At 66.3% G+C, this 24,204-nt stretch carries 20 protein-coding genes; 8 read left to right on the plus strand and 12 right to left on the minus strand.

From position 1 onward, the window contains the following. Positions 1-103 precede the first annotated feature (103 nt). Positions 104-1,180 carry a YeiH family protein gene (locus EKL94_RS16400; RefSeq protein ID WP_126929898.1) on the plus strand — a complete coding sequence of 359 codons (1,077 nt, stop codon included), beginning with the start codon at positions 104-106 and terminating at the stop codon, positions 1,178-1,180. Positions 1,181-1,363: 183 nt separating this feature from the next. Further along, entirely contained in the window at positions 1,364-2,740 is a 1,377-nt protein-coding gene (dbpA, locus tag EKL94_RS16405; RefSeq protein ID WP_126929899.1) for an ATP-dependent RNA helicase DbpA, read from the plus strand. Positions 2,741-2,914: 174 nt separating this feature from the next. On the opposite strand, the gene EKL94_RS16410 is transcribed toward dbpA, so the two are convergent. The 4 genes from EKL94_RS16410 to EKL94_RS16430 form a co-directional block, all read right to left on the minus strand. Then, positions 2,915-3,451, minus strand: coding sequence for an adenine phosphoribosyltransferase (locus EKL94_RS16410; RefSeq protein WP_126929900.1), 537 nt, complete (start codon positions 3,449-3,451; stop codon positions 2,915-2,917). A 632-nt stretch (positions 3,452-4,083) separates the two neighbouring features. Then, positions 4,084-5,649: a protein adenylyltransferase SelO gene (locus EKL94_RS16420; RefSeq protein ID WP_126929902.1), complete on the minus strand. Its 1,566-nt coding sequence runs from the start codon at positions 5,647-5,649 to the stop codon at positions 4,084-4,086. A 32-nt stretch (positions 5,650-5,681) separates the two neighbouring features. After that, a complete protein-coding gene (locus EKL94_RS16425; protein ID WP_126929903.1) occupies positions 5,682-6,371 on the minus strand; it encodes a glutathione S-transferase family protein in 690 nt (229 codons plus the stop codon). A gap of 184 nt (positions 6,372-6,555) precedes the next feature. Beyond that, entirely contained in the window at positions 6,556-6,765 is a 210-nt protein-coding gene (locus tag EKL94_RS16430; RefSeq protein WP_004153307.1) for a cold-shock protein, read from the minus strand. A gap of 301 nt (positions 6,766-7,066) precedes the next feature. Between EKL94_RS16430 and EKL94_RS16435 the strand changes: the two genes are divergently transcribed. Then, positions 7,067-7,555 (plus strand): YaiI/YqxD family protein, encoded by a 489-nt coding sequence (locus tag EKL94_RS16435; protein ID WP_126929904.1) that lies wholly within the window; start codon positions 7,067-7,069, stop codon positions 7,553-7,555. A 6-nt stretch (positions 7,556-7,561) separates the two neighbouring features. On the opposite strand, the gene EKL94_RS16440 is transcribed toward EKL94_RS16435, so the two are convergent. After that, positions 7,562-8,440 carry a pseudouridine synthase gene (locus tag EKL94_RS16440; RefSeq protein ID WP_126929905.1) on the minus strand — a complete coding sequence of 293 codons (879 nt, stop codon included), beginning with the start codon at positions 8,438-8,440 and terminating at the stop codon, positions 7,562-7,564. Between the two features lie 123 nt (positions 8,441-8,563). Between EKL94_RS16440 and EKL94_RS16445 the strand changes: the two genes are divergently transcribed. The 3 genes from EKL94_RS16445 to EKL94_RS16455 all read left to right on the plus strand — a co-directional run bounded on the left by EKL94_RS16445 (position 8,564) and on the right by EKL94_RS16455 (position 12,454). Next, the gene (locus EKL94_RS16445; protein WP_126929906.1) at positions 8,564-9,112 is read left to right on the plus strand and encodes a YaeQ family protein; all 549 of its coding nucleotides are present in this window, start codon (positions 8,564-8,566) and stop codon (positions 9,110-9,112) included. Beyond that, a complete protein-coding gene (locus EKL94_RS16450) occupies positions 9,109-10,293 on the plus strand; it encodes a BaiN/RdsA family NAD(P)/FAD-dependent oxidoreductase (RefSeq protein WP_126929907.1) in 1,185 nt (394 codons plus the stop codon). Before EKL94_RS16445 ends, EKL94_RS16450 begins: the two co-directional genes overlap by 4 nt. A gap of 91 nt (positions 10,294-10,384) precedes the next feature. Further along, entirely contained in the window at positions 10,385-12,454 is a 2,070-nt protein-coding gene (locus EKL94_RS16455; protein ID WP_126929908.1) for an EAL domain-containing response regulator, read from the plus strand. A 108-nt stretch (positions 12,455-12,562) separates the two neighbouring features. On the opposite strand, the gene fabV is transcribed toward EKL94_RS16455, so the two are convergent. The 7 genes from fabV to queA form a co-directional block, all read right to left on the minus strand. Then, positions 12,563-13,822 carry an enoyl-ACP reductase FabV gene (gene fabV, locus EKL94_RS16460; protein WP_126929909.1) on the minus strand — a complete coding sequence of 420 codons (1,260 nt, stop codon included), beginning with the start codon at positions 13,820-13,822 and terminating at the stop codon, positions 12,563-12,565. A gap of 722 nt (positions 13,823-14,544) precedes the next feature. Beyond that, positions 14,545-15,525, minus strand: a complete 981-nt coding sequence (secF, locus tag EKL94_RS16465) for a protein translocase subunit SecF (protein ID WP_126929910.1) — start codon at positions 15,523-15,525, stop codon at positions 14,545-14,547. A 15-nt stretch (positions 15,526-15,540) separates the two neighbouring features. After that, positions 15,541-17,397: a protein translocase subunit SecD gene (gene secD, locus EKL94_RS16470; RefSeq protein WP_126929911.1), complete on the minus strand. Its 1,857-nt coding sequence runs from the start codon at positions 17,395-17,397 to the stop codon at positions 15,541-15,543. A 61-nt stretch (positions 17,398-17,458) separates the two neighbouring features. Next, positions 17,459-17,803, minus strand: coding sequence for a preprotein translocase subunit YajC (yajC, locus tag EKL94_RS16475; protein WP_005409257.1), 345 nt, complete (start codon positions 17,801-17,803; stop codon positions 17,459-17,461). Between the two features lie 134 nt (positions 17,804-17,937). Continuing rightward, a complete protein-coding gene (gene tgt / locus EKL94_RS16480) occupies positions 17,938-19,068 on the minus strand; it encodes a tRNA guanosine(34) transglycosylase Tgt (protein WP_029379947.1) in 1,131 nt (376 codons plus the stop codon). A gap of 80 nt (positions 19,069-19,148) precedes the next feature. Then, on the minus strand, positions 19,149-20,246 hold the full coding sequence (locus tag EKL94_RS16485) for an alpha/beta hydrolase (protein ID WP_126929912.1): 1,098 nt from the start codon (positions 20,244-20,246) through the stop codon (positions 19,149-19,151). A 358-nt stretch (positions 20,247-20,604) separates the two neighbouring features. After that, positions 20,605-21,672, minus strand: a complete 1,068-nt coding sequence (gene queA, locus EKL94_RS16490; protein ID WP_126929913.1) for a tRNA preQ1(34) S-adenosylmethionine ribosyltransferase-isomerase QueA — start codon at positions 21,670-21,672, stop codon at positions 20,605-20,607. A gap of 210 nt (positions 21,673-21,882) precedes the next feature. Here queA and EKL94_RS16495 point away from each other — a divergent pair, with 210 nt between their 5' ends. Together EKL94_RS16495 and EKL94_RS16500 are read left to right on the plus strand one after the other, a co-directional pair. Further along, positions 21,883-23,379: an aminotransferase class III-fold pyridoxal phosphate-dependent enzyme gene (locus EKL94_RS16495; protein WP_126929914.1), complete on the plus strand. Its 1,497-nt coding sequence runs from the start codon at positions 21,883-21,885 to the stop codon at positions 23,377-23,379. A 221-nt stretch (positions 23,380-23,600) separates the two neighbouring features. After that, a complete protein-coding gene (locus EKL94_RS16500; protein ID WP_049428514.1) occupies positions 23,601-24,194 on the plus strand; it encodes an LOG family protein in 594 nt (197 codons plus the stop codon). Positions 24,195-24,204: the final 10 nt, after the last annotated feature.

Below are 24,204 nucleotides of genomic sequence, written 5' to 3' on the forward strand. Positions count from 1 at the left end.
TTTCCTCGCTCTCGAAACCCGCCGAGTTATGTGGTCGTTGTTTTTTTGTGAAGGGGGGGGCGGCCGTGCATGCTCGATAGGGAACGATCGCAGGCAGGGTGAGGTGTGTAAAGGGGCGAGCTCCTGGTCCCTGCCCGCCCTGCGCCAACGCTGGCAGCCACGCCTGCCCGGCCTTCTGCTGGTGGGCCTGATCGCGGCGGCGTCGCTGTACCTGGCCGAGCTGCCGTGGCTGCAGGCACATGGCCTGAGCGCGCTGACCGTGGCCATCGTCGCCGGCATCGTGGTCGGCAACACGTTCTACCCGCGGCTGGCACCGAGCAGCGCGGCCGGTGTCGGCTTTTCCAAGCACTGGCTGCTGCGCGCCGGCATCGTGCTGTACGGGCTGCGCCTGACCTTCCAGGACATCGGCCATGTCGGCGTCACTGGCGTGCTGATGGACGTGCTGGTGGTTGCCAGCACCTTCGGCCTGGCCTGCTGGCTGGGCGTCCGCGTGTTCAAGATGGAGCGCGAGGCAGCCATGCTGATCGGTGCTGGCAGCGCGATCTGCGGTGCGGCAGCGGTGATGGCTGCCGAACCGGTGGTGCGTGGCCGCGCTGCGCATGTCACCGTCGCGGTCTCGACGGTGGTGGTGTTCGGCACGCTGGCGATGTTCCTGTACCCGGCGCTGTATGCACTGGTGCAGTCGCACGGCTGGCTGGCAATGGACGCGCGGCAGTACGGTCTGTTCACCGGTGCGACGGTGCATGAAGTGGCACAGGTGGTGGCGGCCGGCCGTGCGGTCAACGAAGCAGCGGCCGACACGGCGGTGATCACCAAGATGGTGCGGGTGATGCTGCTGGCGCCGTTCCTGATCGCGCTGTCACTGTGGCTGGCCCGTGGCGGCAAGGCCAGCGCCGACGGCAGCAGGGCGCGCATCGTGGTGCCGTGGTTCGCGTTCGGTTTCGTGGCCGTGGCCGGGTTCAACTCGCTGCACCTGCTGCCGGCCGGCCTGCAGGCCGGGCTGGTGCAGCTGGATACGGTGCTGCTGGCGATGGCGATGGCCGCGCTGGGCCTGACCACCCACGTCTCGGCGCTGCGCCAGGCGGGCCTGAAGCCGCTGCTGCTGGCACTGATCCTGTTCGCCTGGCTGCTGTTCGGCGGCCTGGCGATCCACCAGGGTGTGTTGGCGGTGCTGGGCTGAGCAGGAGCGTGCCGACCAGGGTCGGCACCCACCAGTAGATCCACGCCATGCGTGGATGCCCCCCGGTGTATTCACGCCATGCGTGGATGACGACTCCGATGGGGTCAGAGCCCTTTCCCGCGGAAAGGGATCCGACCCCACCCCATTAGGCGGGAGCGGCCGCGCGGACGGGTACAATGCGCCATGACTGACTTCTCGACCCTGCCGCTGAGCCCGGCCCTGCAGCCCGGCCTGGATGCCCTCGGCTACACCACCCTCACCCCCGTGCAGGCGCAGAGCCTGCCGGCCATCCTCGATGGCCGCGATGTGATCGCACAGGCGCCGACCGGCAGCGGCAAGACCGCCGCCTTCGGCCTGGGCCTGCTGCAGGCCATCGACCCCAGCCTGATCCGCGTGCAGGCGCTGGTGCTGTGCCCGACCCGCGAACTTGCAGACCAGGTCGGCAAGCAGATCCGCAAGCTGGCCACCGGCATCCCCAACCTGAAGCTGTTGCTGCTGGTGGGTGGCGTGCCGCTGGGCCCGCAGCTGGCGTCGCTGGAAGGCCACGACCCGCACGTGGTGGTCGGTACGCCCGGCCGTGTGCAGGAGCTGGCACGCAAGCGCGCGCTGAATCTGGGCGCGGTGCGCACGCTGGTGCTGGACGAGGCCGACCGCATGCTCGACATGGGCTTCGAGGAGCCGATCCGCGAAATCGCCGGCCGCACCCACAAGGACCGCCAGAGCCTGCTGTTCTCCGCCACCTTCCCGGACAGCATCCGCGCCATGGCGCGTGACCTGCTGCGCGACGCGGTGGAAGTGACCGTGGAAGGCGCCGACCAGGCACCGGCCATCCGCCACCTGTTCTGCGAGGTGGAACCTGCACATCGCCAGAAGGCGCTGGCCGGCCTGCTGCTGAAGTACACGCCGGAATCGGCGGTGGTGTTCTGCAACACCCGCAAGGACGTGGACGAAGTAGCCAACTCGCTGCAGCAGTTCGGCTTCTCCGCGCTGGCCCTGCATGGCGACATGGAACAGCGCGACCGCGAGGAAGTGCTGTTGCTGCTGGCCAACCGCAGCTGCAACGTGCTGGTGGCCAGCGACGTGGCCGCACGCGGCCTGGACGTTGAAGAGCTTGCGGCGGTGATCAACTACGAGCTGCCGACCGACGTGGAAAGCTATCAGCACCGCGTGGGCCGTACCGGCCGTGCCGGTGCCAGTGGCCTGGCGATCAGCCTGGTGGCCGGCCGCGAGAAGACCCGTGCCGAAGCCATCGAAGCGCAGATGGGGCAACCGCTGGACTGGCAGAAGACGCCGCTGGCAACCTCGCGCCCGGCCGAGCTGCCGCAGGCCGCGATGCGCACGCTGCGGATCGACGGTGGCAAGACCGACAAGCTGCGCCCGGGCGACATCCTCGGTGCGCTGACCGGTGATGCCGGTCTGTCAGCCAAGTTCATCGGCAAGATCGCGATCTTCCCGACCCGCTCCTACGTGGCAATCGCGCGTGAGCAGGCCAACAAGGCCGTGGCCAAGCTGGAAGCCGGCAAGATCAAGGGCCGTCGGTTCCGCGTGCGGATGATGTGATTGAAGCAGCGTTGCCAACCACGGTTGGCAACCATCTGACCTGGTAGTGGCCAACCTTGGTCGGCCCGTCCATGGCGCCAGTCGCGAACAGCGATGCCAACCAAGGTTGGCAACTACCGGCTCCCGGCCATTCGCTCTGGTAGATGCCAACCTTGGTTGGCACCTGCCCTTCGATCAGAACACCAGTTCGGTGTGCAGCGGCAGATCCGATTCCCAGCGGGCGCGACCACCGAGGCCGTCCAGTTCGACCAGTACACCGGCGCCGACCACGTCAACGCCCAGGCGGCGCACCAGCGACAGCGCAGCGACCAGCGTGCCGCCAGTGGCCAGCACGTCGTCGATGATCGCCACGCGAGCGCCGGCCGGCAGCGCATCGGCGTGCACTTCGATGCAGTCGCTGCGGTATTCCAGCGTGTATTCCTCGCGCAGCACCTGGCCCGGCAGCTTGCCCGGCTTGCGCACCGGCACGAAGCCGACGCCCAGTTCCAGCGCCATTGCGGCGCCGAGGATGAAGCCACGCGATTCGATACCGATCACCGCGTCCAGCTTCTGGTGGCGCCAACGGTCGGCCATCGCGGTGATGGCACCGCGGAAGTCCTCGCTATGGGCGAGCAGCGGCATGATGTCCTTGAAGAGGATGCCGGGCTTGGGGAAGTCGGCGATGTCGCGCAGGCGGGAGGCCCACTGCGGAGCGACGATGGCGTCGGTCATGTCACATTGGCTATCTGATGGCGGCATAGGGTACCTGTTCCGGGCGCCGCCTGCCTGTTGAGGGGTATGTCGGCCGGGCTGCGCCCGGCACCTGCGGTAGTGCCGGCCGCTGGCCGGCAACCTCAACAGCAACAGCAACAGCAAGGGCAACAGCGGGTTTCCTGTGGGATGGCGGGGTGGGTCCGGTTGCGGGGGACGCTGCAAGTACGTCCATGTAAGCTCGGTCGCGCCATCCATGGCGCTCACGCCCCCGCAACCGGACCCACCCCGCCTTCGACAGGTTCCTGCGATCTGTCGTAGATCCACGCCATGCGTGTATGAATCTCCATCGAAATCGAATATTTCGAGAATTGAACGAAGAGCATCCACGCATGGCGTGGATCTACCGTGTCGACCAAGGTCGTCACCTACCAACAGCCGCGGGAATCTGTCGGAGGTGGGACGGTGTGGGAGTGCAGGACCGTTGGCGCCATGGATGGCGCCATCGAGCCCCCAGGGACGGGTTTACGGCGTGTCCTGCAGTCCCACACCGCCCCGCCAGACCATCAGCAATCCAGAGCCGCTTTGGCTTTGGCCGTTGCTTGCGCCGTGGCCTCTGCAGGTGCAGGGCGCAGCCCTGCCGAAACCCACCTTCAGGAACTGCAGGACAGCATCGAACAGCCGGCACGATTGTCGGCCCAGGCCGGGCGCTTGCCGGCAAAGTGCTCGAGCCCGGCACGCTCGGTGTATGGATCGCGCAGTACGTCCTGCAACGCATGAACACCGCCGAGGTCGCCCTGCTCCGCGCGGTCGATGGCCTCCTGCGCCAGCCAGTTGCGCAGCACGTACAGCGGATTGACTGCGGCCATCTTCGCCGCGCGCTCACTGGCCGAAAGTGGATCGGCCTGCAACCGTGCCGCGTAGTCCTGCAGCCACTGCTGCAACGGTGCCTGCACCGCCTGCTGGCGCGACCCGTCGTAGTACACCGCGTCCAGCACGCCCACATCGGGCGCCGCTGGATCAACCCGTATCAGCGCACGCCAGGCCAGGGTCATGTCCATGCCGCCGTCCTGCATCAGCTGCTGCCAGCGCAGGTAGAGCTGCAGGTCGTCATCGTCGGCCGCGGCCAGGCCCAGCTTGGCTGCGGCGTCGCGGCGCGTGCAGGCCACGAAGGTGGACTGGTATGCGGCCAATCCAGCCTGCAGCGGTGCCGCATCGGCAAACAACGGCGACAGCGCCTGCGCCAACCGGCTCAGGTTCCAGTACGCGACTTGCGGCTGCGTGCCGAAGCGGTAGCGACGCCCCTGCGCGTCGGTGGTGTTCGGTGTCCAGTCCGGATCGAAATCCTCGACCCAACCGTAGGGACCGTAGTCGAGCGTGAGACCAAGCACGGACAGGTTGTCGGTGTTCATCACGCCGTGCACGAAGCCGACGCGCATCCAGTGCGCGATCATCTCAGCGGTGCGCACTGCGATCTGCGCGAACCAGTCGCCATACAGTGCCTCGCCCTGCCCTTGCAGTTCGGGGAAGTCGCGGGCGATGCAGGCATCAACCAGCTGCTGCAGCAAGGCGGTTTCGCCGCGCGAGGCAGGCAGTTCAAACGAACCGAAGCGCAGGAACGACGGCGATACCCGGCATACGATGGCGCCAGGCTCGGCACGCGGGTGGCCGTCATAGAACATGTCACGCACCACGTCGTCGCCGGTGCCGACCAGCGACAGCGCGCGCGTGGTCGGCACACCCAGGTGGTGCATGGCCTCGCTGCACAGGAATTCGCGGATGGATGAGCGCAGCACTGCGCGCCCATCGGCGCCCCGCGAATAAGGTGTGGGGCCGGCCCCCTTCAGCTGCAACTCCCAGTGGCGGCCATCCGGCGCAACCATTTCACCCAGCGAGATCGCACGGCCATCGCCGAGCTGGCCGGCCCAATGGCCAAACTGATGGCCGCCGTAGTTGGCTGCCCATGGCTGCATGCCGGCGTACAGTGCATTGCCGCCAAACACCTGCGCGAAGCCTTCGCTTTCGACTTCAGCGGTATCGAATCCAAGCATCGCGGCGACGTCCGGCGACCAGGCCAGCAGCGTAGGCGCCGTCACCGGTGTCGGCATCACCGGCGACCAGGCCGCGCCCAGCACTTCGCGGCGGCGCGGACCGGATTCGGGGTCGCCCGGCAGGGTGTGCAGCAGGCGGTTGTCGAAACGGGGGCTGTCGGTATCCATGGTGCTGAAGATGGGGACGACGGCCGCCCTCCTCAATTGCCGCTGAGCGCCTGCAGGTGGCCGCCGTGGGCCTCGGCACGCTGGTAGGCCGGGCGCTCACCGATGCGCTTGAGGAAGCCACGCAGTGCCGGCTTGTCGTCGAGGCCCCCACCGCGCGCGGCGGCCGCCTGGATCGGGAAGCTCATCTGGATGTCGGCAGCACTGAAGCGCTCGCCGGCAAACCACGAGCTTTCGGACAGGCGGCGCTCCATCCAGTCCAGGTGCAGGCGCCGCTGTGGGCCGATGAAGCCACGCTCGGCCTTGTCGGCAATGCTGCGCGCGATCGGACGGGCGAAGAACGGCATCGGCGCGTTGCGGATGCGGCCCATCACCAGGGTCAGCAGCAGAGGCGGCATCGCCGAGCCTTCGGCGTAGTGCAGCCAGTAGCGGTAGGCGATGCGCTCGGCACCATCGGCCGGCATCGGCGACGGCGACAGCTGGCGCTGGGTGTCGTAGCGGTCTGCGAGGTAGTCGAGGATCGCCCCGGACTCGGCCAGTACCAGCTCGCCATCCTGCAGTACCGGCGACTTGCCCAGCGGATGCACGTTGCGCAGTTCCGGCGGCGCCAGCAGCGTCTTCGGATCACGCGGATAACGGCGCAGTTCGTAGTCCAGCCCCAGCTCCTCCAGCATCCACAGCACACGCAGGGAACGGGAGTTTTCCAGGTGATGGACGATACGCATGAGGATGATCCTTGGGGAGGAAGTTCATCCTACCGCGCAGAGTGCATGCCGCTTGTAGAGTCGAGCTTGCTCGACTGTCGTTGAAATCAGTCGAGCAAGCTCGACTCTACGGAAAGGCAGGCAATAAAAAAACGCCGGAAGCTTTCGCTTCCGGCGTTCTGGCTACCAAACGGTAGCAGACGGATTAGACCGCCTGCACCTGGTCAGCCTGCATACCCTTCTGACCCTGGACGGCGATGAAGGTAACCTTCTGGCCTTCCTGCAGGGTCTTGAAGCCGGTGCCCTGGATGGCACGGAAGTGCACAAACAGGTCCGGGCCGCTTTCCGGGGTGATGAAGCCGAAGCCCTTGGCGTCGTTGAACCACTTGACGGTGCCGGTCTGACGATCAGACATTTGACTAACTCCTGAAACACATGTTGAAAAAATCGCAGCCACCGGGTATCGGGGCCGAGACTGAGTTGCAGGCGTTGGTAAAGCGGATCGATGAGCGGATCGTGAGATCAACTGCACCAGGCCACGATTCACGGTGACCCTAGCAAACACAGTGGGACGAACGATACGCGTGTTTTCTGCAAAAAGCGATAGCCCGGACGTTCATGGGCTTGCCCCGCCCGCTAGACGTGACAAGGGCTGGCAGCCGATCGAGGCTAACCCCGAGTCCCCATTCAGGATTTTCCTACCCTACACTGGGTAAATGACTGAAGCTGAAACCCAAGCTGAACCCGCCCTCCCCCGTATCTGGGTGGACGCGGACGCCTGCCCCACCGTCATTCGCGACATCCTGTTCCGTGCCGCTGAACGCGTTGGGATCGAGCTGACCCTGGTTGCCAACCAGTGGATCCGGACCCCGCCCTCACGCTGGCTGCGCTCGATCCAGGTCCCCCAGGGCCTGGACGTGGCCGACAGCGCCATCGTCGAACGGGTCGCCGGCGGAGACCTGGTCGTCACCCAGGACATCCCGCTGGCCGCGCTGGTGCTGGAGAAGAAGGCCGTGGCGCTGAACCCGCGCGGCCAGCTGTACACCCCGAACAACATGGCCGAGCGGCTGTCGATGCGCAATTTCATGGAAGAACTGCGCGGCGCCGGGGTGCAGACCGGGGGCCCGCCGCCGCTGGGCCCGCGCGACCGGCAGTTGTTCGCGGCCGAGCTGGACCGCTGGCTGGCCCGACGCCCGGTTCGCTGAACGGCCCTACCCGCCCTGGTCGGGCAGGCACAGGCGGCGCTGGCTGCTGAACCGCCGTGGTTCCCCGCTCAATGGGTCATCGAAGGCCAGCCCCTGCGCCAGCAGCTGCAGGGGCGACTCGACCGTTTCATCCGGGCGCGGCCTCAGCTGCGGATACAGATCATCACCCTCGATGGGGGCGCCCAGCATCGCCATATGCACACGCAGCTGGTGCTTGCGGCCGGTTTCCGGCAGCAGCCGGTAGCGCCAGACCGGCCCTTCGGCCTCGATCAGCTCGATCCGGCTGCGGGCATTCGGCTCGCCGGGCACCTCGGCCATGCGGAAGAACGGTTCACCCGGCACCAGCCGGCTGTCCCGCTGCAACGGAAACGCCAGCCCGGGCAGCGCCGGTGCCAGCGCCTCATAGGTTTTCTCGATGCGCCGTTCGCGGAACAGCCGCTGATAGGCATCACGCGTGGCTGCCTGGGTCGAGAACAGCACCAGGCCGGCGGTCAGCCGGTCCAAGCGGTGCAACGGCGCCAGTTCGGTGTTGCCGGTGCGTGCGACCAGGCGAGCCAGCAACGTCTCGCGCACATAGCCGCCAGCCGGCGTCACCGGCAGGAAGTGCGGCTTGTCGGCCACCAGCAGATGCGCGTCCAGATGGATGATGGTCTCGGCGAAGGGAATCACCGGCTCGTCGGCCACCTCGCGGAAGTACTGGATTTCCAGCCCCGCCTGCCAGGGCATGTCCGGCGCCAGTGCCCTGCCCTGCGCATCCTGCACACGGCCCCGGGCGAAACGGTCCTGCCATTGCGCGCGGTCGATGCGCGGGAAACGCGCGCACAGGCCATCGAGCAGGCTGGGCCAGTGGCCGGACGGCAGCTGCAGGTGACTGGGCAGGATCATCGGTGGCACGCCTGCGGCAGGAAAGAGTGAAAGGGTGCCACGTTGACGCGCCACAGACAGCCCAGCCACGGACACCCCTGGAGCAAACCTCTATCATGGTCGTCTTTAGTCCACGGTACCCCCATGGCTCTCACCGCCACCATCCGCAAGGCCGAACTGCAGATCAGCGACATGGATCGCGGCTATTACGCGACCCACAACCTGACCCTGGCCCAGCACCCGTCCGAGACCGACGATCGCCTGATGGTGCGCCTGCTCGCCTTCGCGCTGAACGCCGGCGACCGCCTGGAATTCGGCCGCGGCCTGAGCACCGATGACGAACCGGACCTGTGGGAACACGACTACACCGGTGACATCCTGCAGTGGATCGACCTGGGCCATCCGGACGAATCGCGCATCCGCAAGGCCAGCAACCGCAGCCGTCAGGTGCAGGTGGTGAACTATGGCGGCAACGCTTCGGACATCTGGTGGAACAAGCAGAGCAAGGGCCTGGCGCGCTTCGACAACCTTTCGGTCGTCGACCTCGATGGGGCCTTCGTCGAACTGTGGGGCCAGCAGATCCAGCGCGCCATGCGCTGGAGCGTGCTGATCCAGGACGGTGAAGTGCAGCTGCTCAACGAGCAGATCCAGCTCGACGTGATCCCGAACTGGCGCAAGCGCGCCAAGGCATGAGCACCATCCGTTGCGATGTGGTGGTCATCGGTGCCGGCGCGGCCGGGCTGATGACCGCAATCACGGCTGGCCAGCGCGGCCGCCAGGTGCAGGTGATCGACCATGCCAACAAGGTCGGCAAGAAGATCCTGATGTCCGGCGGTGGCCGCTGCAACTTCACCAACACCGGCACTACCCCGGCCAACTTCCTGTCGGCCAACCCGCACTTCTGCAAGTCGGCGCTGGCGCGCTACACGCCCTGGCACTTCATTGAGCTGGTGCACAAGCACGGCATCGCGTATCACGAAAAAGAGCTGGGCCAGCTGTTCTGCGATGTCTCGTCCAAGCAGATCGTGAAGATGCTGATGGACGAGTGCCAAGCCGCAGGCGTGCAGATCCGCACCGACTGCAGCGTGCAGCGCATCGAGCACGGCAGCGATGGCTTCCGCGTGCACACCACCCAAGGCCTGTTCCATTGCGCCTCGCTGGTGGTTGCCACCGGCGGTCTGTCCATTCCCAGCATGGGCGCGAGCGGCTTCGGTTATGAAGTGGCCCGACAGTTCGGCCACCAGGTGCTGCCGACCCGCGCCGGCCTGGTGCCGCTGACCCTCAGCGGCAAGCACCAGGAACGGCTGGCCGATCTCAGCGGCGTCGCTCTCCCCATCGAGGCGCGCTGCAACGGAAAGAGCTTCCAGAACTTCATGCTGCTGACCCATCGCGGCGTGAGTGGCCCGGCGATCCTGCAGATCTCCTCGTTCTGGCAACCCGGCGATGCGCTGGAGCTGGACCTGCTGCCCGGCCAGGATGCTGGCGAGTGGCTGCGCCAGATGAAGCGCGACCGCCCCGCCGCCGAGCTGCGCACGGTGCTGGGCGAGGTACTGCCGAAGCGGCTGGCACAGCGGCTGTGCGAACACTGGTTGCCTGACCGCCCGGTGCGCCAGCTGGACGAGCCGGTGCTGCGCCAGGCCGCGCAGCTGCTGGGCGCGTTCCCGCTGGTGGCCAGTGGCACCGAGGGCTACCGTACTGCCGAGGTAACCCTGGGCGGCGTGGACACCGCCGAGGTCTCGTCTTCGACGATGGAATCCAAGCGCGTACCCGGCCTGCATTTCGTTGGCGAGGTGCTGGATGTGACCGGCTGGCTGGGCGGCTACAACTTCCAGTGGGCCTGGGCCAGCGGCCACGCGGCCGGTGGCGTGGTGTGAACCACATCGCCGTTCGATGCGTGCAAGGGGTGCGCGCATGGACGGTTCGGCGCGCATCGTGTATCTAGATTTGCAGATTGGGGAGCAGTGCATGCAGAACGCGAACGACATCACCATCCGCCTGCTGATCGTCGATGACAGCGGCGAAAATGCCGAGGCCATCGTCAGCACCCTGCGCAACAGCGGCATCGCAGTACGCCCGTGGCGCCCGCAGGATGCGGCCGAGCTGGCCCAGGTGCTGGCCAGCCAGGCCATCGACCTGGTGCTGGCTTCGCCCTCGCAGGGCATCCCGCTGCCACTGGTGGCCCAGCATATTGCTGCCAGCGGCAAGGACATTCCGCTGGTGCTGCTGGCCGAGCGCATCGACGAAGACGAACTGGTGCAGGCCAGCAGCCATGGCATCCGTGCCCTCGCCCTGCGCCAGCGTTCCGAGCACCTGCTCGCCGTGGTCCGTGACCAGTGGGTGGATCTGCAGGCGCGTCGTGGCCTGCGCCGCATCGAGGCGCAGATGCGCGAGACCGAGCGCCGCTGCGATGCGCTGATCGCCTCCTCGCGCGACCCCATCGCCTACGTGCATGAAGGCATGCACATCCGCGCCAACGATGCCTATCTGGAGATGTTCGGCTACGAGCATTTCGATGACATCGAAGGCATCTCGCTGCTGGACATGGTCGCCGCCCAGCATGTGGAAGGCTTCAAGCAGCTGCTGAAGGGCCTCAGCCGTGGCGAGGCGCCGCCGCCGCAGTACCAGCTCGACGCGCGCCACGAGGATGGCAGCGCGTTCCCGGCGACGATGGAATTCACCGCCGCCACCTACGAAGGCGAATCCTGCCTGCAGGTGGTGCTTCGCCGCCGCATGGAATTCGACCCCGAGCTGGCACGCGAGGTCGAGGACCTGCGCCAGCGCGACCAAGTGACCGGCCTGCTCAATCGCCCGACCTTCATGCTGCAGCTGGAAAGCGCGGTGGCCCAGGCCGGGCGCAGCGAAGGCCAGTTCGGCCTGCTGCTGATCGAGCCGGACCACTACGCGCGCCTGCTGCCGGACATCGGCCTGGCCTCGGCCGACACGCTGATCGGCGCCCTGGCCGGCCTGCTGGCCGAGGTCGTTGGCGAGGACGCGCAGCTGGCCCGCTTCGGCGAACACAATTTCGCCGTGCTGCAGGCCGGGCCCTACGCGCAGACCGTGGCGCTGGCCGAGCGCATCCGCGAAGCCTACGCCGCACACGTCTTCAGCATCGGCGCGCGTTCGGCCACGGTAACGGTCAGCATCGGAGGCGTGCAGGTGGGCGAGAAGATCGCCAGCATCGGCCAGGTGCTGGCACGCGCCAGTGAATGCACGCAGGCTGCCGCCGAACTGGGCAACACCTGCCGCATCTTCGATCCCGCCGCGGCCGACCGCGTGGAGGAAGAACGCGTGCTGCGCTGGGTCGCCCGTATCCGCGAAGCGCTGGCTGGCGACGGCTTCCAGCTGCACTACCAGCCGGTGCTGAACCTGCAGGGCGAGTCGCTGGAGTTGTACGAGGCCTACCTGCGCCTGGAGCACAACGGCGAGCTGCTGAGCCCGACCGCGTTCCTGGGCATTGCCGAGGAACACGGCCTGCTGGCCGACATCAACCGCTGGGTGGTCTCGCAGGCCATCGCGGTGCTCGGCCAACGTGCACGCGAAGGCCATGCCACGCAGATGCTGGTGAAGGTGACCCCGGAATCGTTCGACGACCCGCAGATGATCGCCACGCTGCGCCGCGAACTGCAGGCGCAGGGCGTGCCCGGTGAGCGACTGTGGCTGCACGCGCCGGAAGCGAAGGTATTCACCCACCTGCGCAGTGCGCAGCAGTTCCTCGCCGAAGTGGCGCCCCTGGGCTGCCGCATCGGCCTGGAACAATTCGGTTCGGGACTGGATTCGTTCCAGCTGCTGGCCCACTTCCAGCCGCAGTTCCTCAAGCTGGACCGCGGTTTCACCAGCGATCTGGCGGCCACCCGCGAGAACATCGACCGCATCAGCCAGATCACCGCGCGTGCGCAGGAAGCCGGCATCCGCACCATCGCCGAGTTCGTCAGCGACGCCAATTCGATGACCTTGCTGTTCAGTGCCGGCGTGGATTACGTGCAGGGCGACTTCGTCGGCCCGGCACTGCCGGAGATGGGGTTCGAGTTCGGGTGACCGATGGTAGTGCCGGCCGCTGGCCGGCAGCCTCTGGTACACGGAGTTGCCGGCCAGCGGCCAGCACTACCAAACGAAAAGGCCGGCTTTCGCCGGCCTTTTCGTTGATCAGGTCATGTCGACCAGATTTTCGATCTTCACGTCCGGATTGACGTCGGCTTCGTAGTCGACGCCCTCCACACCGAAACCGAACAGGCGCAGGAAGTCGGCCTTGTAGCCGGCCAGGTCGCTGATCTCGTACAGGTTCTCGTTGGTCACCTGCGGCCACAGCGCGACCACCTTGCCCTGCACGTCCGCAGCCATTTCCTTGTAGTCGGCACGCAGGCGGCCTTCGTCATCGACCAGCGCAACGGTGTGGCCATCGCCATCGACCAGATCGTGGCGCAGGCGATCGATCGCCACGCCCTCGGCCTTGCCGCCGTAGAGAATGTCGTACAGCACGTCGAGCTGCTCGATGCAGCCTTCGTGGGTGCCCTTTTCCTTCATTACCTTGAACAGCAGCGACAGGTACAGCGGCATGGTCGGAATCGCCGAGCTGGCCTGGGTGACCACGGCCTTCAGTACCGATACGCGTGCATCACCACCGATCTTGGCCAGCTTCTCGCGCAGGCCCAGCACCTTGGTGTCCAGGTCCTTCTTGGCCGCGCCGATCGAACCGTTCCAGTAGATCGCCTGGGTGATCTCTTCGCCCACATAGGTGAAGGCGGTGGTGGTGCAGCCGTTGGCCAGCACGCCGGCGTCGGCCAGCGCGTCGATCCACATCTGCCAGTCTTCACCGCCCATCACCGCGACGGTACCGGCGATCTCTTCCGGGGTAGCCGGCTGCAGATGGGTCTCGGTCAGCACTTCCTTGTCGGTATCCAGGCCACGCAGCGTGATCGGCTCGCCGATCGGCTTCAGCGTGGAGCTGATGATCTCGCCGGTCTTCGGGTGCTTGCGGCGCGGCGCGGCCAGGCTGTAGACAACCTGGTCGACCTGGCCGAGATCGGCCTTGATCATTTCGATGGTCTTCGCCTTCACTTCATCGGAGAAGGCATCGCCGTTGATGCTCTTGGCGTACAGCCCGGCTTCGTCGGCGTACCTGTGGAACGCGGCCGAGTTGTACCAGCCCGCGGTGCCCGGCTTGGTTTCGCTGCCCGGGCGTTCGAAGAAGATGCCCAGGGTGGCGGCGCCACTGCCGAAGGCAGCGGTGATGCGCGCAGCCAGGCCGTAGCCGGTGGAGGCGCCGATCACCAGCACACGCTTGGGGCCGTTCTGGATCGGCGGACGTGCGCGGATGTAGTCGATCTGCTGCTTGACCGCGGCTTCGCAGCCAGTCGGGTGGGTGGTGACGCAGATGAAGCCGCGGACGCGCGGTTTGATGACCATGAATACCTCGGGTTGGCAGATGCGGCGCGCGGGGCGCTCAGCAGGAATACGGGTGCGCGCCTGCGCGCGCGAACCGCAGGATCGTAGTGCGCGGGGGAAGATTGCACAACCGACGCTGGCGTAGGGTGGGGTTTCTCTTTGCAGGGCTGCGCCCTGCACCCGCAGAGGCAGGAGCAACGGCCACAGCCGGAGCAACGTCAAAAGCTGGATTCCTGTGAGATGGCGGGGTGGGTCCGGTTGAGGGGGACGCTGCAAGTACGTCCATGTAAGCTCGGTCGCCGCATCCATGCGGCTCACGCCCCCTCAACCGGACCCACCCCGCCTTCGACAGATTTCCGCGATCTGTCAGGACGGCATTCTGCTCTGGTGGGTATCGACCTTGGTCGACACAGTAGATCCACGCCATGCGTGGATGACTCATTCGATTTCTCACAGATGTGTCGACCAAGGTCGACACCTACCAACAGCCGCAGGAATCTGTCGGAGGTGGGGCCATGTGGGTTGGCAGGACCGTTGGCGCCATGGATGGCGCCATCGAGCCCCCAAGGATGGGTTTACGGCGTGTCCTGCCAACCCACATGGCCCCGCCCAACCAGCAGAAAGCCAGCTCCGGCTTTTGACGTTGCCGTTGCCGTTGCATTGAGCAGGTGCAGGGCTGCAAGCCCTGCCAACAAAAAACCCCGCTTGCGCGGGGTTCTCTGTGTGCTGCGTGCAGCAGGTGCTTACGGTCGACGGGCCAGGGCCTCGACGTCCTTCGCCTTCGGCAGCAGGTCCTGCTTGCTGACACGCAGGAAGCCGATCGTCAGCATCGGCACCGCCACCAGGATCGAGGACAGCACCACGATCACCGCACCGATCATGTGCGTCTCGGCCAGGCCTTCCATCGAGCTGCCGCCGTACATGTACAGGGCCAGCGCCGACAGGAAGAACATCACCGCGGTGATCACCGTACGCGACAGCGTCTGGTTGATCGAACGGTTCAGCACTTCCATCGAGTCCACGCGCAGGCTGCGGAAGTTCTCGCGGACGCGGTCGAAGACCACGATCAGATCGTTGATCGCAAAACCCATCACCGACAGCAGGCCGGCCAGCACGGTCAGGTCGAACTCACGGCCCAGCAGGGACACGTAAGCGACCGTCACGATCAGGTCGAACATCGCCACGACGCTGGCGGTGACCGCGAACTTCCATTCGAAGCGCACGGCGATGTAGATCAGGAAGCCGGCCAGCATGAAGATGGTGGCGTACAGGCCATTCATCGCCAGGTCCTTGCCGATCTGCGGGCCCACGAACTCGTTGCGGAGCACGGTAGCCTGGTTGTCGGCGGTGGACAGGGCCTTCACCACGGCGGCGGCGGTGGCCTTGTCTTCGTGCGCGGCGTCGCCGGTACCGGCAGCGTGCTCACCATGCGGGGCCAGGCGGATCAGCAGATCGGTGTTGCCACCGACGCTCTGCACCTGGGCACCGTCAAAGCCATTTTCCTCAAGCTTGGTACGGACCTGCTCGACGTCCACCGCCTTCTCGAAGCGGGCTTCGATCAGGGTGCCGCCGGTGAAGTCCAGGGCGTAGTTGAAGCCCTTGAAGCCGATGATGGCTACCGAGGCCAGGAACACGATGACCGTGACGACCATCGCGACATGGCGCCAGCGCATGAAGTCGATCTTGGTGTCGTTCGGGAGGATGTGCAGCGGAAACAGTTTCATGTGCGTGTCGTCCCGTCAGATGGCCACGTTCTGGAGCTTCTTGCGGCGGCCGTAGATCAGCGTCGCCAGCGCACGCGACACGGTGATCGCGGTAAACATGGAGGCGAAAATACCGATGATCATGGTCAGCGCGAAGCCCTTCAGCGGACCGGTACCGAATGCGAACAGCGCCACACCGACGATCAGGCCGGTCAGGTTGGCGTCGAGGATGGTGCCGGAAGCACGCTCATAACCGGTCACGATCGCGGTCTTGCCCGGCACGCCGGCACGCAGCTCTTCACGGATACGCTCGTTGATCAGCACGTTGGCGTCCACCGATAGGCCAACCGACAACGCCAGACCGGCGAAGCCCGGCAGGGTCATCGTCGCGGTGAACATCGACATCACCGCCACCACGATCAGCAGGTTGAACAGCATCGCGATCGAGGTGATCACGCCGAACATGCGGTAGTAGACGCTGAAGAACACCAGGGTGAACAGGAATGCGAACACCACTGCACGCATACCGTTCTTGACGTTCTCGGCGCCCAGGCTCGGGCCGACCACGCGCTCTTCGACGAAGTCCATCGGCGCGGCCAGCGAGCCGGACTTCAGCAGCTTGGCCAGGTCTTCGGCTTCCTTCTTCTGCAGGCCGGTGGTCTGGAAGTTCTTGCCGAACACGCCGTTGATGTTGGCCACCGAGATCACTTCCTCGTTGACCTTGAAGCCACGCACTTCCTGGCCGTCGACGACGGTCACGGTCGGCACGCGCTCGGTGTAGACCACCGCCATCGGCTTGTTCACGTTGGCGCTGGTGAAATCGAACATGCGCTGGCCGCCGACATTGTTCAGCGTCACGCTGACTGCCGGAGAACCGCTGTTCGAATCAGTCACCGCCTGCGCGCCGACCATCTGGTCACCGGTGACGATCACGCGCTTGTTCAACAGGACCGGACCACCGCCATCACGACGCTGGTAGACCTTCGCTTCCGGCGGAATGCGGCCGGAGTTGATGGCGTCCTGTGCATTGCCGTCAACCACCGCGCGGTACTCGAGGGTAGCGGTGGCACCGATCATGCGCTTGGCTTCGGCGGTGTCCTGCACGCCCGGCAGCTGCACGACCACGCGATCGGCACCCTGGCGCTGGATGATCGGCTCGGCCACGCCGAGCTGGTTCACGCGATTGCGCAGGGTGTTGATGTTCTGCTCGATGGCGCCGTTGGCAATCTGGGTGATCTCGGTTTCCGGCACGGTCACCGTGATGCGATTGCCACTGACGTCGTAGCCGAGAGTCGGCTGCGCCTTGACCAGGGCGGTGCGGGCACGCTGTGTGGCGTCGTCACCGGCGGACGGGCTCAGGTTCGCCACGATGCTGTTGTCAGCACGGCGTTCCACCGACTGGTACGGGATGCGGGCATCGCGCAGGGTGCTGCGCACGTCTTCGGTGTAGGCGTCCAGGCGCTTGTCCAGAGCCGCCTTCTGGTCGACCTGCAGCACGAAGTGCACGCCACCCTGCAGGTCCAGGCCCAGCACCATCGGGCGACCGCCGAGGTTGGCCAGCCAGTCCGGCACGGTCGAGGCCAGGTTCAGGGCCACGGTGTACTTCTCGCCGACGGTGTCACGCAGGGCGTCGCTGGCAGCGGACTGCGCCTTCAGGTCCGGCAGGCGGACAATCAGGCTTTCCCCTTCCTTCTCGACACCGATGGTGGTGACACCGGCCGTCTTCAGGTCGGCCAGCACACGGTCGCGCAGCGCATCGTCGATCTGGCCGCCACGGTTGGCGGTGATCTGGAGGGCCGGGTCCTTCTGGTAGATGTTGGGCAGCGCGTACAGCGCGCTGAGCGCCAGTACGATCAGGATGACGACGTACTTCCAGCGTGGAAATTCGAGCATTGCTTGGGTCCCGCGCGGCGCCATCCCCGGCGCCGCGGTTGTGCATCGGAAAGGGAGTGGCTTACTGGGCCGACTTCAGGGTACCGGCCGGCAGCACGTTGCCGACAGCGCCCTTCTGCACGCGGATGCGCACGTTGTCAGCCACTTCAATGGTGATGAAGTTGTCGCCGATGTCGGTGACGATGCCGGCGATGCCGCCGTTGGTCAGCACTTCATCGCCACGCTTGATCTTCTCCAGCATGGCCTTGTGCTCCTTCTGCCGCTTCATCTGCGGGCGGATCATCAGGAAGTACATGATGGCGATCAGGATCACCGGGAACAGCAGCGTGGTCAGGCCCATGCCCTGCGGTTGGCCGCCGGCGGCCTGGGCGTGGGCGGCGGGAATCAGGAAAGCAAGCAGGTTCATCGTTGGTCCTTTGGTTGGGCGGCGCTCCGGCCCTTTCACGGGCACGGGGTGTCGACCGCGGATCTGGGTCAGCCTTGAAGTATGCCACGGCCCCGGGCGTTCGTCCTTGGGCCGTTTGGCAGGGGGTGTTCGGGTTACAGGGGCGGTGCTACCGCCCCGCGTGCCGCGTAGAAAGACTCACGGAAGGCCAGGAAGGTTCCCGCTTCGATGGCCGCACGGATGTCGGCCATGAGCTTTTCGTAATAGAACAGGTTGTGCAGCGTGCCCAGCATCGGCGCCAGCATCTCGTTGCAGCGGTCCAGGTGGCGCAGGTAGGAACGGGTGTAGCCGCCGGTGCAGGCCACGCAGCCGCAGCCCGGCTCGATCGGGTCCATGTCCCGCGCGTACTGGGAATTCCGGATGCGAACGGTGCCGAACGAGGTGAAATAGTGGCCGTTGCGGGCGTTACGGGTGGGCATCACGCAGTCGAACATGTCCACGCCACGTGCGACACCCTCGACCAGGTCTTCCGGCCGACCCACGCCCATCAGATAGCGCGGGCGGTCACCCGGCAGCTCCGGATCCAGGTGGTCGAGCATGGCGTTGCGCTCGTGCTCCGGCTCGCCCACGGCCAGGCCGCCGATGGCGTAGCCGTCGAAGCCGATCGCCTGCAGGGCCTCGGCCGAACGGCTGCGCAGATCGGTGTGCACCCCGCCCTGGACGATGCCGAACAGGGCCGCGTCGTTGCCGAGCTCGTCATGCGCGTTGCGGCTGCGCTGGGCCCAGCGCAGGCTCAGCTCCATCGAGCGACGGGCAACGTCCTCGGTGGCCGGGTACGGCGTGCACTCGTCGAAGATCATCACCACGTCCGAGTCGAGCACCTTCTGGATCTTCATGCTCTCTTCCGGGCCCAGGAACACACGGGCACCGTCGGTGGGCGAGGCAAAGGTCACGCCCTGCTCGGTGATCTTGCGGCGGTGGGCCAGCGAGAACACCTGGAAGCCGCCGGAGTCGGTCAGGATCGGGCCATCCCAGCGGCAGAAGCCGTGCAGGCCGCCGTGGTCGGCGATGATGTCCAGGCCCGGGCGCAGGTACAGGTGGAACGTGTTGCCGAGGATGATCTCGGCGCCCAGCGCACGCACCTGGTCCGGCAGGATGCCCTTGACCGAGCCATAGGTCCCGACCGGCATGAAGGCCGGCGTTTCCACCGTGCCACGCGGGAAGGTCAGGCGGCCACGGCGGGCACGGCCGTCGCGGGTCTGGAGCTGGAACTGCAATCGGGACATGGAGCGGTCATTCAGGCAAATAGTTGTCTATTGTCCCCCAAAACCCGGCGCCGACGAACCCCACGACCTGTCTACGCCGTTCAGCGCCCTGCCCGCAGGCGCCAGCGCTGCGCCACCAGGTCAGCCAGGGCGTCCGCCTGGATCGAGTTCAGGATGTCGTTGTGGTCGGCCGAGACACTGTCTGCGCCTGCGATCACCCAGACCGGACGTTGCTGCATCGGCGCACAGCCCTGGCCCGGTATGGTCCGGGCGCGCAGAACGAAACGGCCATCGGCAAGCGTTGCGGTACAGGCGTCCAGCGGCGGCGGCGGACAGGCCTCGGCCGTGGCGCAGACCCAGGCTCGATGGGTCTGGCGCTGACGGTCAAATCCAATGGGCGTGCCCCTGAACGCAATCCGGTAGCCCACACCGACGGCCTTGTCGCCCTGCGCCTGCAGCACCGTCACCTTTCGATGCTGGCGCAAAGCGTCCGCAGCCGTGATCGATACCGTTCCGGCAAATGCCGGTGACGCTGCCCACGCGGAGACCAGCGCCTGCTCGACCTCGTCGAACTCACGCTCGGCCACTGCCGGATTGAGCATGAAGTACTCGAAGCCGCCCAACTGCTCCTGCACCAGGCCATCCTTGATGGCATGGAACAAGGCGGAGCCGCCGAAACTGTGGCCGATCATGTAGACCGCCCTCTCCGGATGCTGCTCGCGCAACAGGGCCACCACCTGCGCCAGCCCGTTCTCCCCTACCGTCACCGAGGCCTTCTTTCGATCCCATACCGTCAGAAAGTCGCTCGGCTCCCAGGCCAGCGGGGTATCGTAGGAGTCACCACGCCACCCCACATAGAGCCCCCTCACCGGGGTCCCCGCCTTGGCCTCGACCTTGCCAAGGAACTCTTCAAAATCAGTGAAGTTGCTGTCATTGGGCGATGCGTTGTGGTGCCAGCCGTTGATGAAGACCACCACCGGGAGATCAACAGGTTCCGCCGCCAGCCAGCGCTGCAGACGGTTGAACTGGCCCGGCCAATGGAAGCCCCCGGCATCATTGATCTCGATCACCATTCGCTCGCTGCGCGCGGGCAACGCGAGGGGACGGGCCTCATGCTCGGGCCAGTAGGCGACATCGGGCACGCTGGAACAGGACGAAAGGCCACACACGATCAGGCACAACCCGGCAATCCGGCGCATGAGCGTTCTCCTTGGTGGGGCACCGGCCCCTCCCCGGGGTCTGCGCGATGCGATCCTAGCCCGCTGTCGCAGGCCTTGGACGACCGCCTGTCGGCGCGCTGCCCGCGCAATCCTGAAAGAAGCGACAAACCTCGCGGGGCGAAGCTTCAACTTCGTCGCCACTGGCCTTGGCGGGCGGTCACCACATCACTCGCAGTGCACCTTCTGCTGTGAAGATCGTTGGGATGCCATCCACACATGGCGTGGATCTACTGATTCCAGCGGCAGTAGAGCCACGCCATGCGTGGCTTTCCGCCCATCCAGGTATCGGCAAGTGCGCACCAACGGTGCGCACCCACCACAAGCGGAGGCTGTGGCCCTACCCCGCCTGCGGGTACAGCAACATCGCGTCGCCGTAGCTGAAGAAGCGGTAGCGCTGCTCGATCGCGTGCTGGTAGGCCTCGAACACGCGCTCCTTGCCGGCGAACGCGGAAATCATCATCAGCAGCGTGCTTTCCGGCAGGTGGAAGTTGGTCACCATCGCGTCAACGCTGCGGATGCGGTAGCCCGGGGTGATGAAGATCTGCGTTTCACCGGCGAACGGCAGCAGTTCGCCATCGCGCATCGCGCTTTCCAGCGCGCGCACCACGGTGGTGCCGACACCGATCACGCGGCCGCCGCCGGCGCGCGTGCGCCGCACCTGCTGCACCAGTTCGGCGCCGACGTTCAGCCACTCGCGGTGCATCACGTGGTCCTTCAGGTCATCGGCGCGCACCGGCTGGAAGGTGCCCGCGCCCACGTGCAGGGTGACGTGGCCGAACTCCACGCCCTTGTCCTTCAGCGCGGCCAGCAGCGGTTCGTCGAAATGCAGGCCGGCGGTCGGCGCCGCCACCGCGCCCACTTCGCGCGCGAACACAGTCTGGTAGCGCTCGCGGTCGTCCACGCCCGGCTCGCGCTGGATGTACGGCGGCAGCGGCAGGCGGCCGGCATGCAGCAGCCACTGTTCCAGCGATTCCGGCACATGGAACTGCAGCACGTAGAACTCGCCGTCGCGGCCCAGCACCTCGGCTTCACCACCGGCATCCAGCGCGATGCGGCTGCCCGCCTTCGGCGATTTGCTGGCCCCCACCTGGGCACGCGCCTGCTGGCCGCCGAGCAGGCGCTCGATCAGGATCTCGACGCGGCCACCGCTGGCCTTCTGCCCGAACAGGCGCGCCGGGATCACCCGGGTGTCGTTGAACACCAGCAGGTCGCCCGGCTGCAGCAGCGACGGCAGGTCGCGCACCTGCAGATCGGTGAAGGCATCGGGCGCCGGCGGCACCAGCAGCAGGCGGCTTGCGGAACGTTCGGCCAGGGGTGCCTGCGCGATCAGTTCAGCCGGCAGGTCGTAGTGGAAATCGGACTTCTTCAAGGCAGTGGGCGGCAACAGGTCGACAATGGCGCGCATTGTACGTCCAGCGTCTGCGAGCGGGCGTGCTTCGCGGCGAACGTCGCGCAAAATGCTGCTATGCAGCAGGTTTCTGCGGGGTTATCGCGCAAAAAAACAAGTGCTAGCATCGAGCCGGAAGTCCGCTGCACGAGCCTGCCCCAAGCGCGCGTGATGACGCGCGTTTTGCTTTTGAAGACCCGTGCGACCCATTGTTTCAGGAGATCTGCAATGAGCTTCATCGAACGCCTCGCCCCCCTGCGCAACCAGCCCGGCACCCGCCTCACCTCCGGCCTGGACGATGCCACCCTGACCGCCCTGTCCGCCAACCACCCGCAGCTGATCGCCGCGGTGGACGCCGCCGCCGAGGAATTCGCGCGCGTGCAGGCCGACCTGGGGCCGCTGCTGGCACAGGACGAACAGGCGCAGATCGACGCGATGCAGGACGGTTTCGTCAATTTCTACGCCGATGACGCGGTGACCCCGTACGTGGCACTGGCTGCGCGCGGCCCGTGGGTGGTCACCCTGAAGGGCGCCGTGCTGTACGACGCCGGCGGCTACGGCATGCTCGGCTTCGGGCACACCCCGGACGCCGTGCTGGAGGCAATGGCCCGCCCGCAGGTGATGGCCAACATCATGACCCCCAGCCTGTCGCAGCAGCGCTTCATCACCGCCCTGCGCGCCGAGATCGGCCACCGCCGTGGCGGCTGCCCGTTCGCCCGCTTCATGTGCCTGAATTCCGGCTCCGAAGCGGTCGGCCTGGCCGCGCGCATTGCCGACGTCAACGCCAAGCTGCAGACCGACCCGGGTGCTCGCCACGCCGGCGCTGCGATCAAGCGCGTGGTGGTCAAGGGCAGCTTCCATGGCCGTACCGACCGCCCTGCCCTCTATTCGGATTCCAGCCGCAAGAGCTACATGCAGCACCTGGCCAGCTACCGTGGCGAGGATTCGGTGATCACCGTGGCGCCGTACGACGAAACCGGCCTGCGCAAGGTGTTCGAGGACGCCGCGCGCAACCAGTGGTTCATCGAGGCGGTGTTCCTGGAGCCGGTGATGGGCGAAGGCGATCCGGGCCGTTCGGTGCCGCCGTCGTTCTATGCCGTGGCCCGCGAACTGACCCGTGCCCACGGCAGCCTGCTGCTGCTCGACTCGATCCAGGCCGGCCTGCGTGCGCATGGCGTGCTGTCGGTGGTCGACTACCCGGGCTTCGAAGGCCTGGACCCGCCGGACATGGAGACCTACTCCAAGGCGCTCAACGCCGCGCAGTACCCGCTGTCGGTGCTGGCGGTGACCGAGCATGCCGCGCAGCTGTACCGCAAGGGCATCTATGGCAACACCATGACCAGCAACCCGCGTGCGCTGGATGTGGCCTGCGCCACCCTGGCCCAGCTAACCCCGCAGGTGCGCGCCAACATCGCCGAGCGTGGTGCCGAGGCCGTGCGCAAGCTTGAACAGCTGAAGAACGAGCTGGGCGGGCTGATCACCAAGGTGCAGGGCACCGGCCTGCTGTTCTCCTGCGAGCTGGCCCCGCAGTTCAAGTGCTACGGCGCCAACTCCACCGAGGAATGGCTGCGCCAGCACGGCATCAACGTGATCCACGGTGGCGAGAACTCGCTGCGCTTCACCCCGCACTTCGGCATGGACAGCGAGGAGCTGGACCTGCTGGTGGGGATGGTCGGACGTGCCCTGCGTGAAGGCCCGCGCCGCGAGCAGGCCGCCGCAGCGTAAGTCTGGCTTGGTGTTTGTAGAGTCGAGCTTGCTCGACTGCATTTCGTTCAGGCACCGCGATAGTCGAGCAAGCTCGACTCTACTGAACGAAGAGCAGCCGAGCGCGGCTCGGCTCTACAGAAGGCCTCTCAAGGCCTCATAATCCTTGGACACCCCGTCCCTGACCGCCCTGCGGTCGGCGACGGGGCGTTTTCGTTTCCGGCCAAGAGACAGGAAGATCCATGAAATCGATCTGTGTGTACTGTGGTTCCAACGCTGGCAGCAAGCCGGCCTATACCGAACGCGCCATTGCACTGGGTGACCGCATCGCCCGCGACGGCCTGCGCCTGGTCTATGGCGGCGGCAATGTCGGCCTGATGGGAACCGTGGCCAATGCCGTACTCGCCGCCGGCGGCGAGGTGACCGGCGTGATCCCGCGCCAGCTGGCCGACTGGGAAGTGGCCCACCGCGGCCTGACCGAACTGGAAATTGTCGGTTCGATGCATGAGCGCAAGTCGCGCATGTTCGACCTCGCCGATGGCTTCGTCACCCTGCCCGGCGGCTTCGGCACCATGGAAGAGATCTTCGAGATGCTGACCTGGCGCCAGTTGGGCATCGGCAACAAGCCGTGCGCGTTCCTCGACGTGGAAGGTTTCTATGCCCCGTTGATCGGCATGATCGACCGCATGGTGGAAGAGCGCTTCCTGCACCCGGACCAGCGCCAGGACCTGTGGTACGGCTCGGACATCGAAGAGATGCTGGAGTGGATGAAGAACTACCAGCCGGCCCAGGCCTCGAAGTGGATCGACGAAAAGCGCCGCGCCGCCCTGCGTTGATGCAGCTGCA

The organism is Stenotrophomonas maltophilia (assembly GCF_003970865.1).
Lineage (GTDB): Bacteria > Pseudomonadota > Gammaproteobacteria > Xanthomonadales > Xanthomonadaceae > Stenotrophomonas > Stenotrophomonas maltophilia_AR.

Bases quoted from the DNA above. Each gene is read 5' to 3' on its own strand.
- EKL94_RS16430 (WP_004153307.1), bottom strand. From the start codon at position 6,765: ATGTCTGATCGTCAGACCGGCACCGTCAAGTGGTTCAACGACGCCAAG.
- secD (WP_126929911.1), bottom strand. From the start codon at position 17,397: ATGCTCGAATTTCCACGCTGGAAGTACGTCGTCATCCTGATCGTACTG.
- EKL94_RS16500 (WP_049428514.1), top strand. From the start codon at position 23,601: ATGAAATCGATCTGTGTGTACTGTGGTTCCAACGCTGGCAGCAAGCCG.
- fabV (WP_126929909.1), bottom strand. From the start codon at position 13,822: ATGGTCATCAAACCGCGCGTCCGCGGCTTCATCTGCGTCACCACCCAC.
- EKL94_RS16495 (WP_126929914.1), top strand. From the start codon at position 21,883: ATGAGCTTCATCGAACGCCTCGCCCCCCTGCGCAACCAGCCCGGCACC.
- queA (WP_126929913.1), bottom strand. From the start codon at position 21,672: ATGCGCGCCATTGTCGACCTGTTGCCGCCCACTGCCTTGAAGAAGTCC.
- dbpA (WP_126929899.1), top strand. From the start codon at position 1,364: ATGACTGACTTCTCGACCCTGCCGCTGAGCCCGGCCCTGCAGCCCGGC.
- EKL94_RS16445 (WP_126929906.1), top strand. From the start codon at position 8,564: ATGGCTCTCACCGCCACCATCCGCAAGGCCGAACTGCAGATCAGCGAC.
- EKL94_RS16435 (WP_126929904.1), top strand. From the start codon at position 7,067: ATGACTGAAGCTGAAACCCAAGCTGAACCCGCCCTCCCCCGTATCTGG.
- yajC (WP_005409257.1), bottom strand. From the start codon at position 17,803: ATGAACCTGCTTGCTTTCCTGATTCCCGCCGCCCACGCCCAGGCCGCC.
- tgt (WP_029379947.1), bottom strand. From the start codon at position 19,068: ATGTCCCGATTGCAGTTCCAGCTCCAGACCCGCGACGGCCGTGCCCGC.
- EKL94_RS16485 (WP_126929912.1), bottom strand. From the start codon at position 20,246: ATGCGCCGGATTGCCGGGTTGTGCCTGATCGTGTGTGGCCTTTCGTCC.
- EKL94_RS16425 (WP_126929903.1), bottom strand. From the start codon at position 6,371: ATGCGTATCGTCCATCACCTGGAAAACTCCCGTTCCCTGCGTGTGCTG.
- EKL94_RS16420 (WP_126929902.1), bottom strand. From the start codon at position 5,649: ATGGATACCGACAGCCCCCGTTTCGACAACCGCCTGCTGCACACCCTG.
- secF (WP_126929910.1), bottom strand. From the start codon at position 15,525: ATGAAACTGTTTCCGCTGCACATCCTCCCGAACGACACCAAGATCGAC.
- EKL94_RS16440 (WP_126929905.1), bottom strand. From the start codon at position 8,440: ATGATCCTGCCCAGTCACCTGCAGCTGCCGTCCGGCCACTGGCCCAGC.
- EKL94_RS16455 (WP_126929908.1), top strand. From the start codon at position 10,385: ATGCAGAACGCGAACGACATCACCATCCGCCTGCTGATCGTCGATGAC.
- EKL94_RS16450 (WP_126929907.1), top strand. From the start codon at position 9,109: ATGAGCACCATCCGTTGCGATGTGGTGGTCATCGGTGCCGGCGCGGCC.
- EKL94_RS16410 (WP_126929900.1), bottom strand. From the start codon at position 3,451: ATGACCGACGCCATCGTCGCTCCGCAGTGGGCCTCCCGCCTGCGCGAC.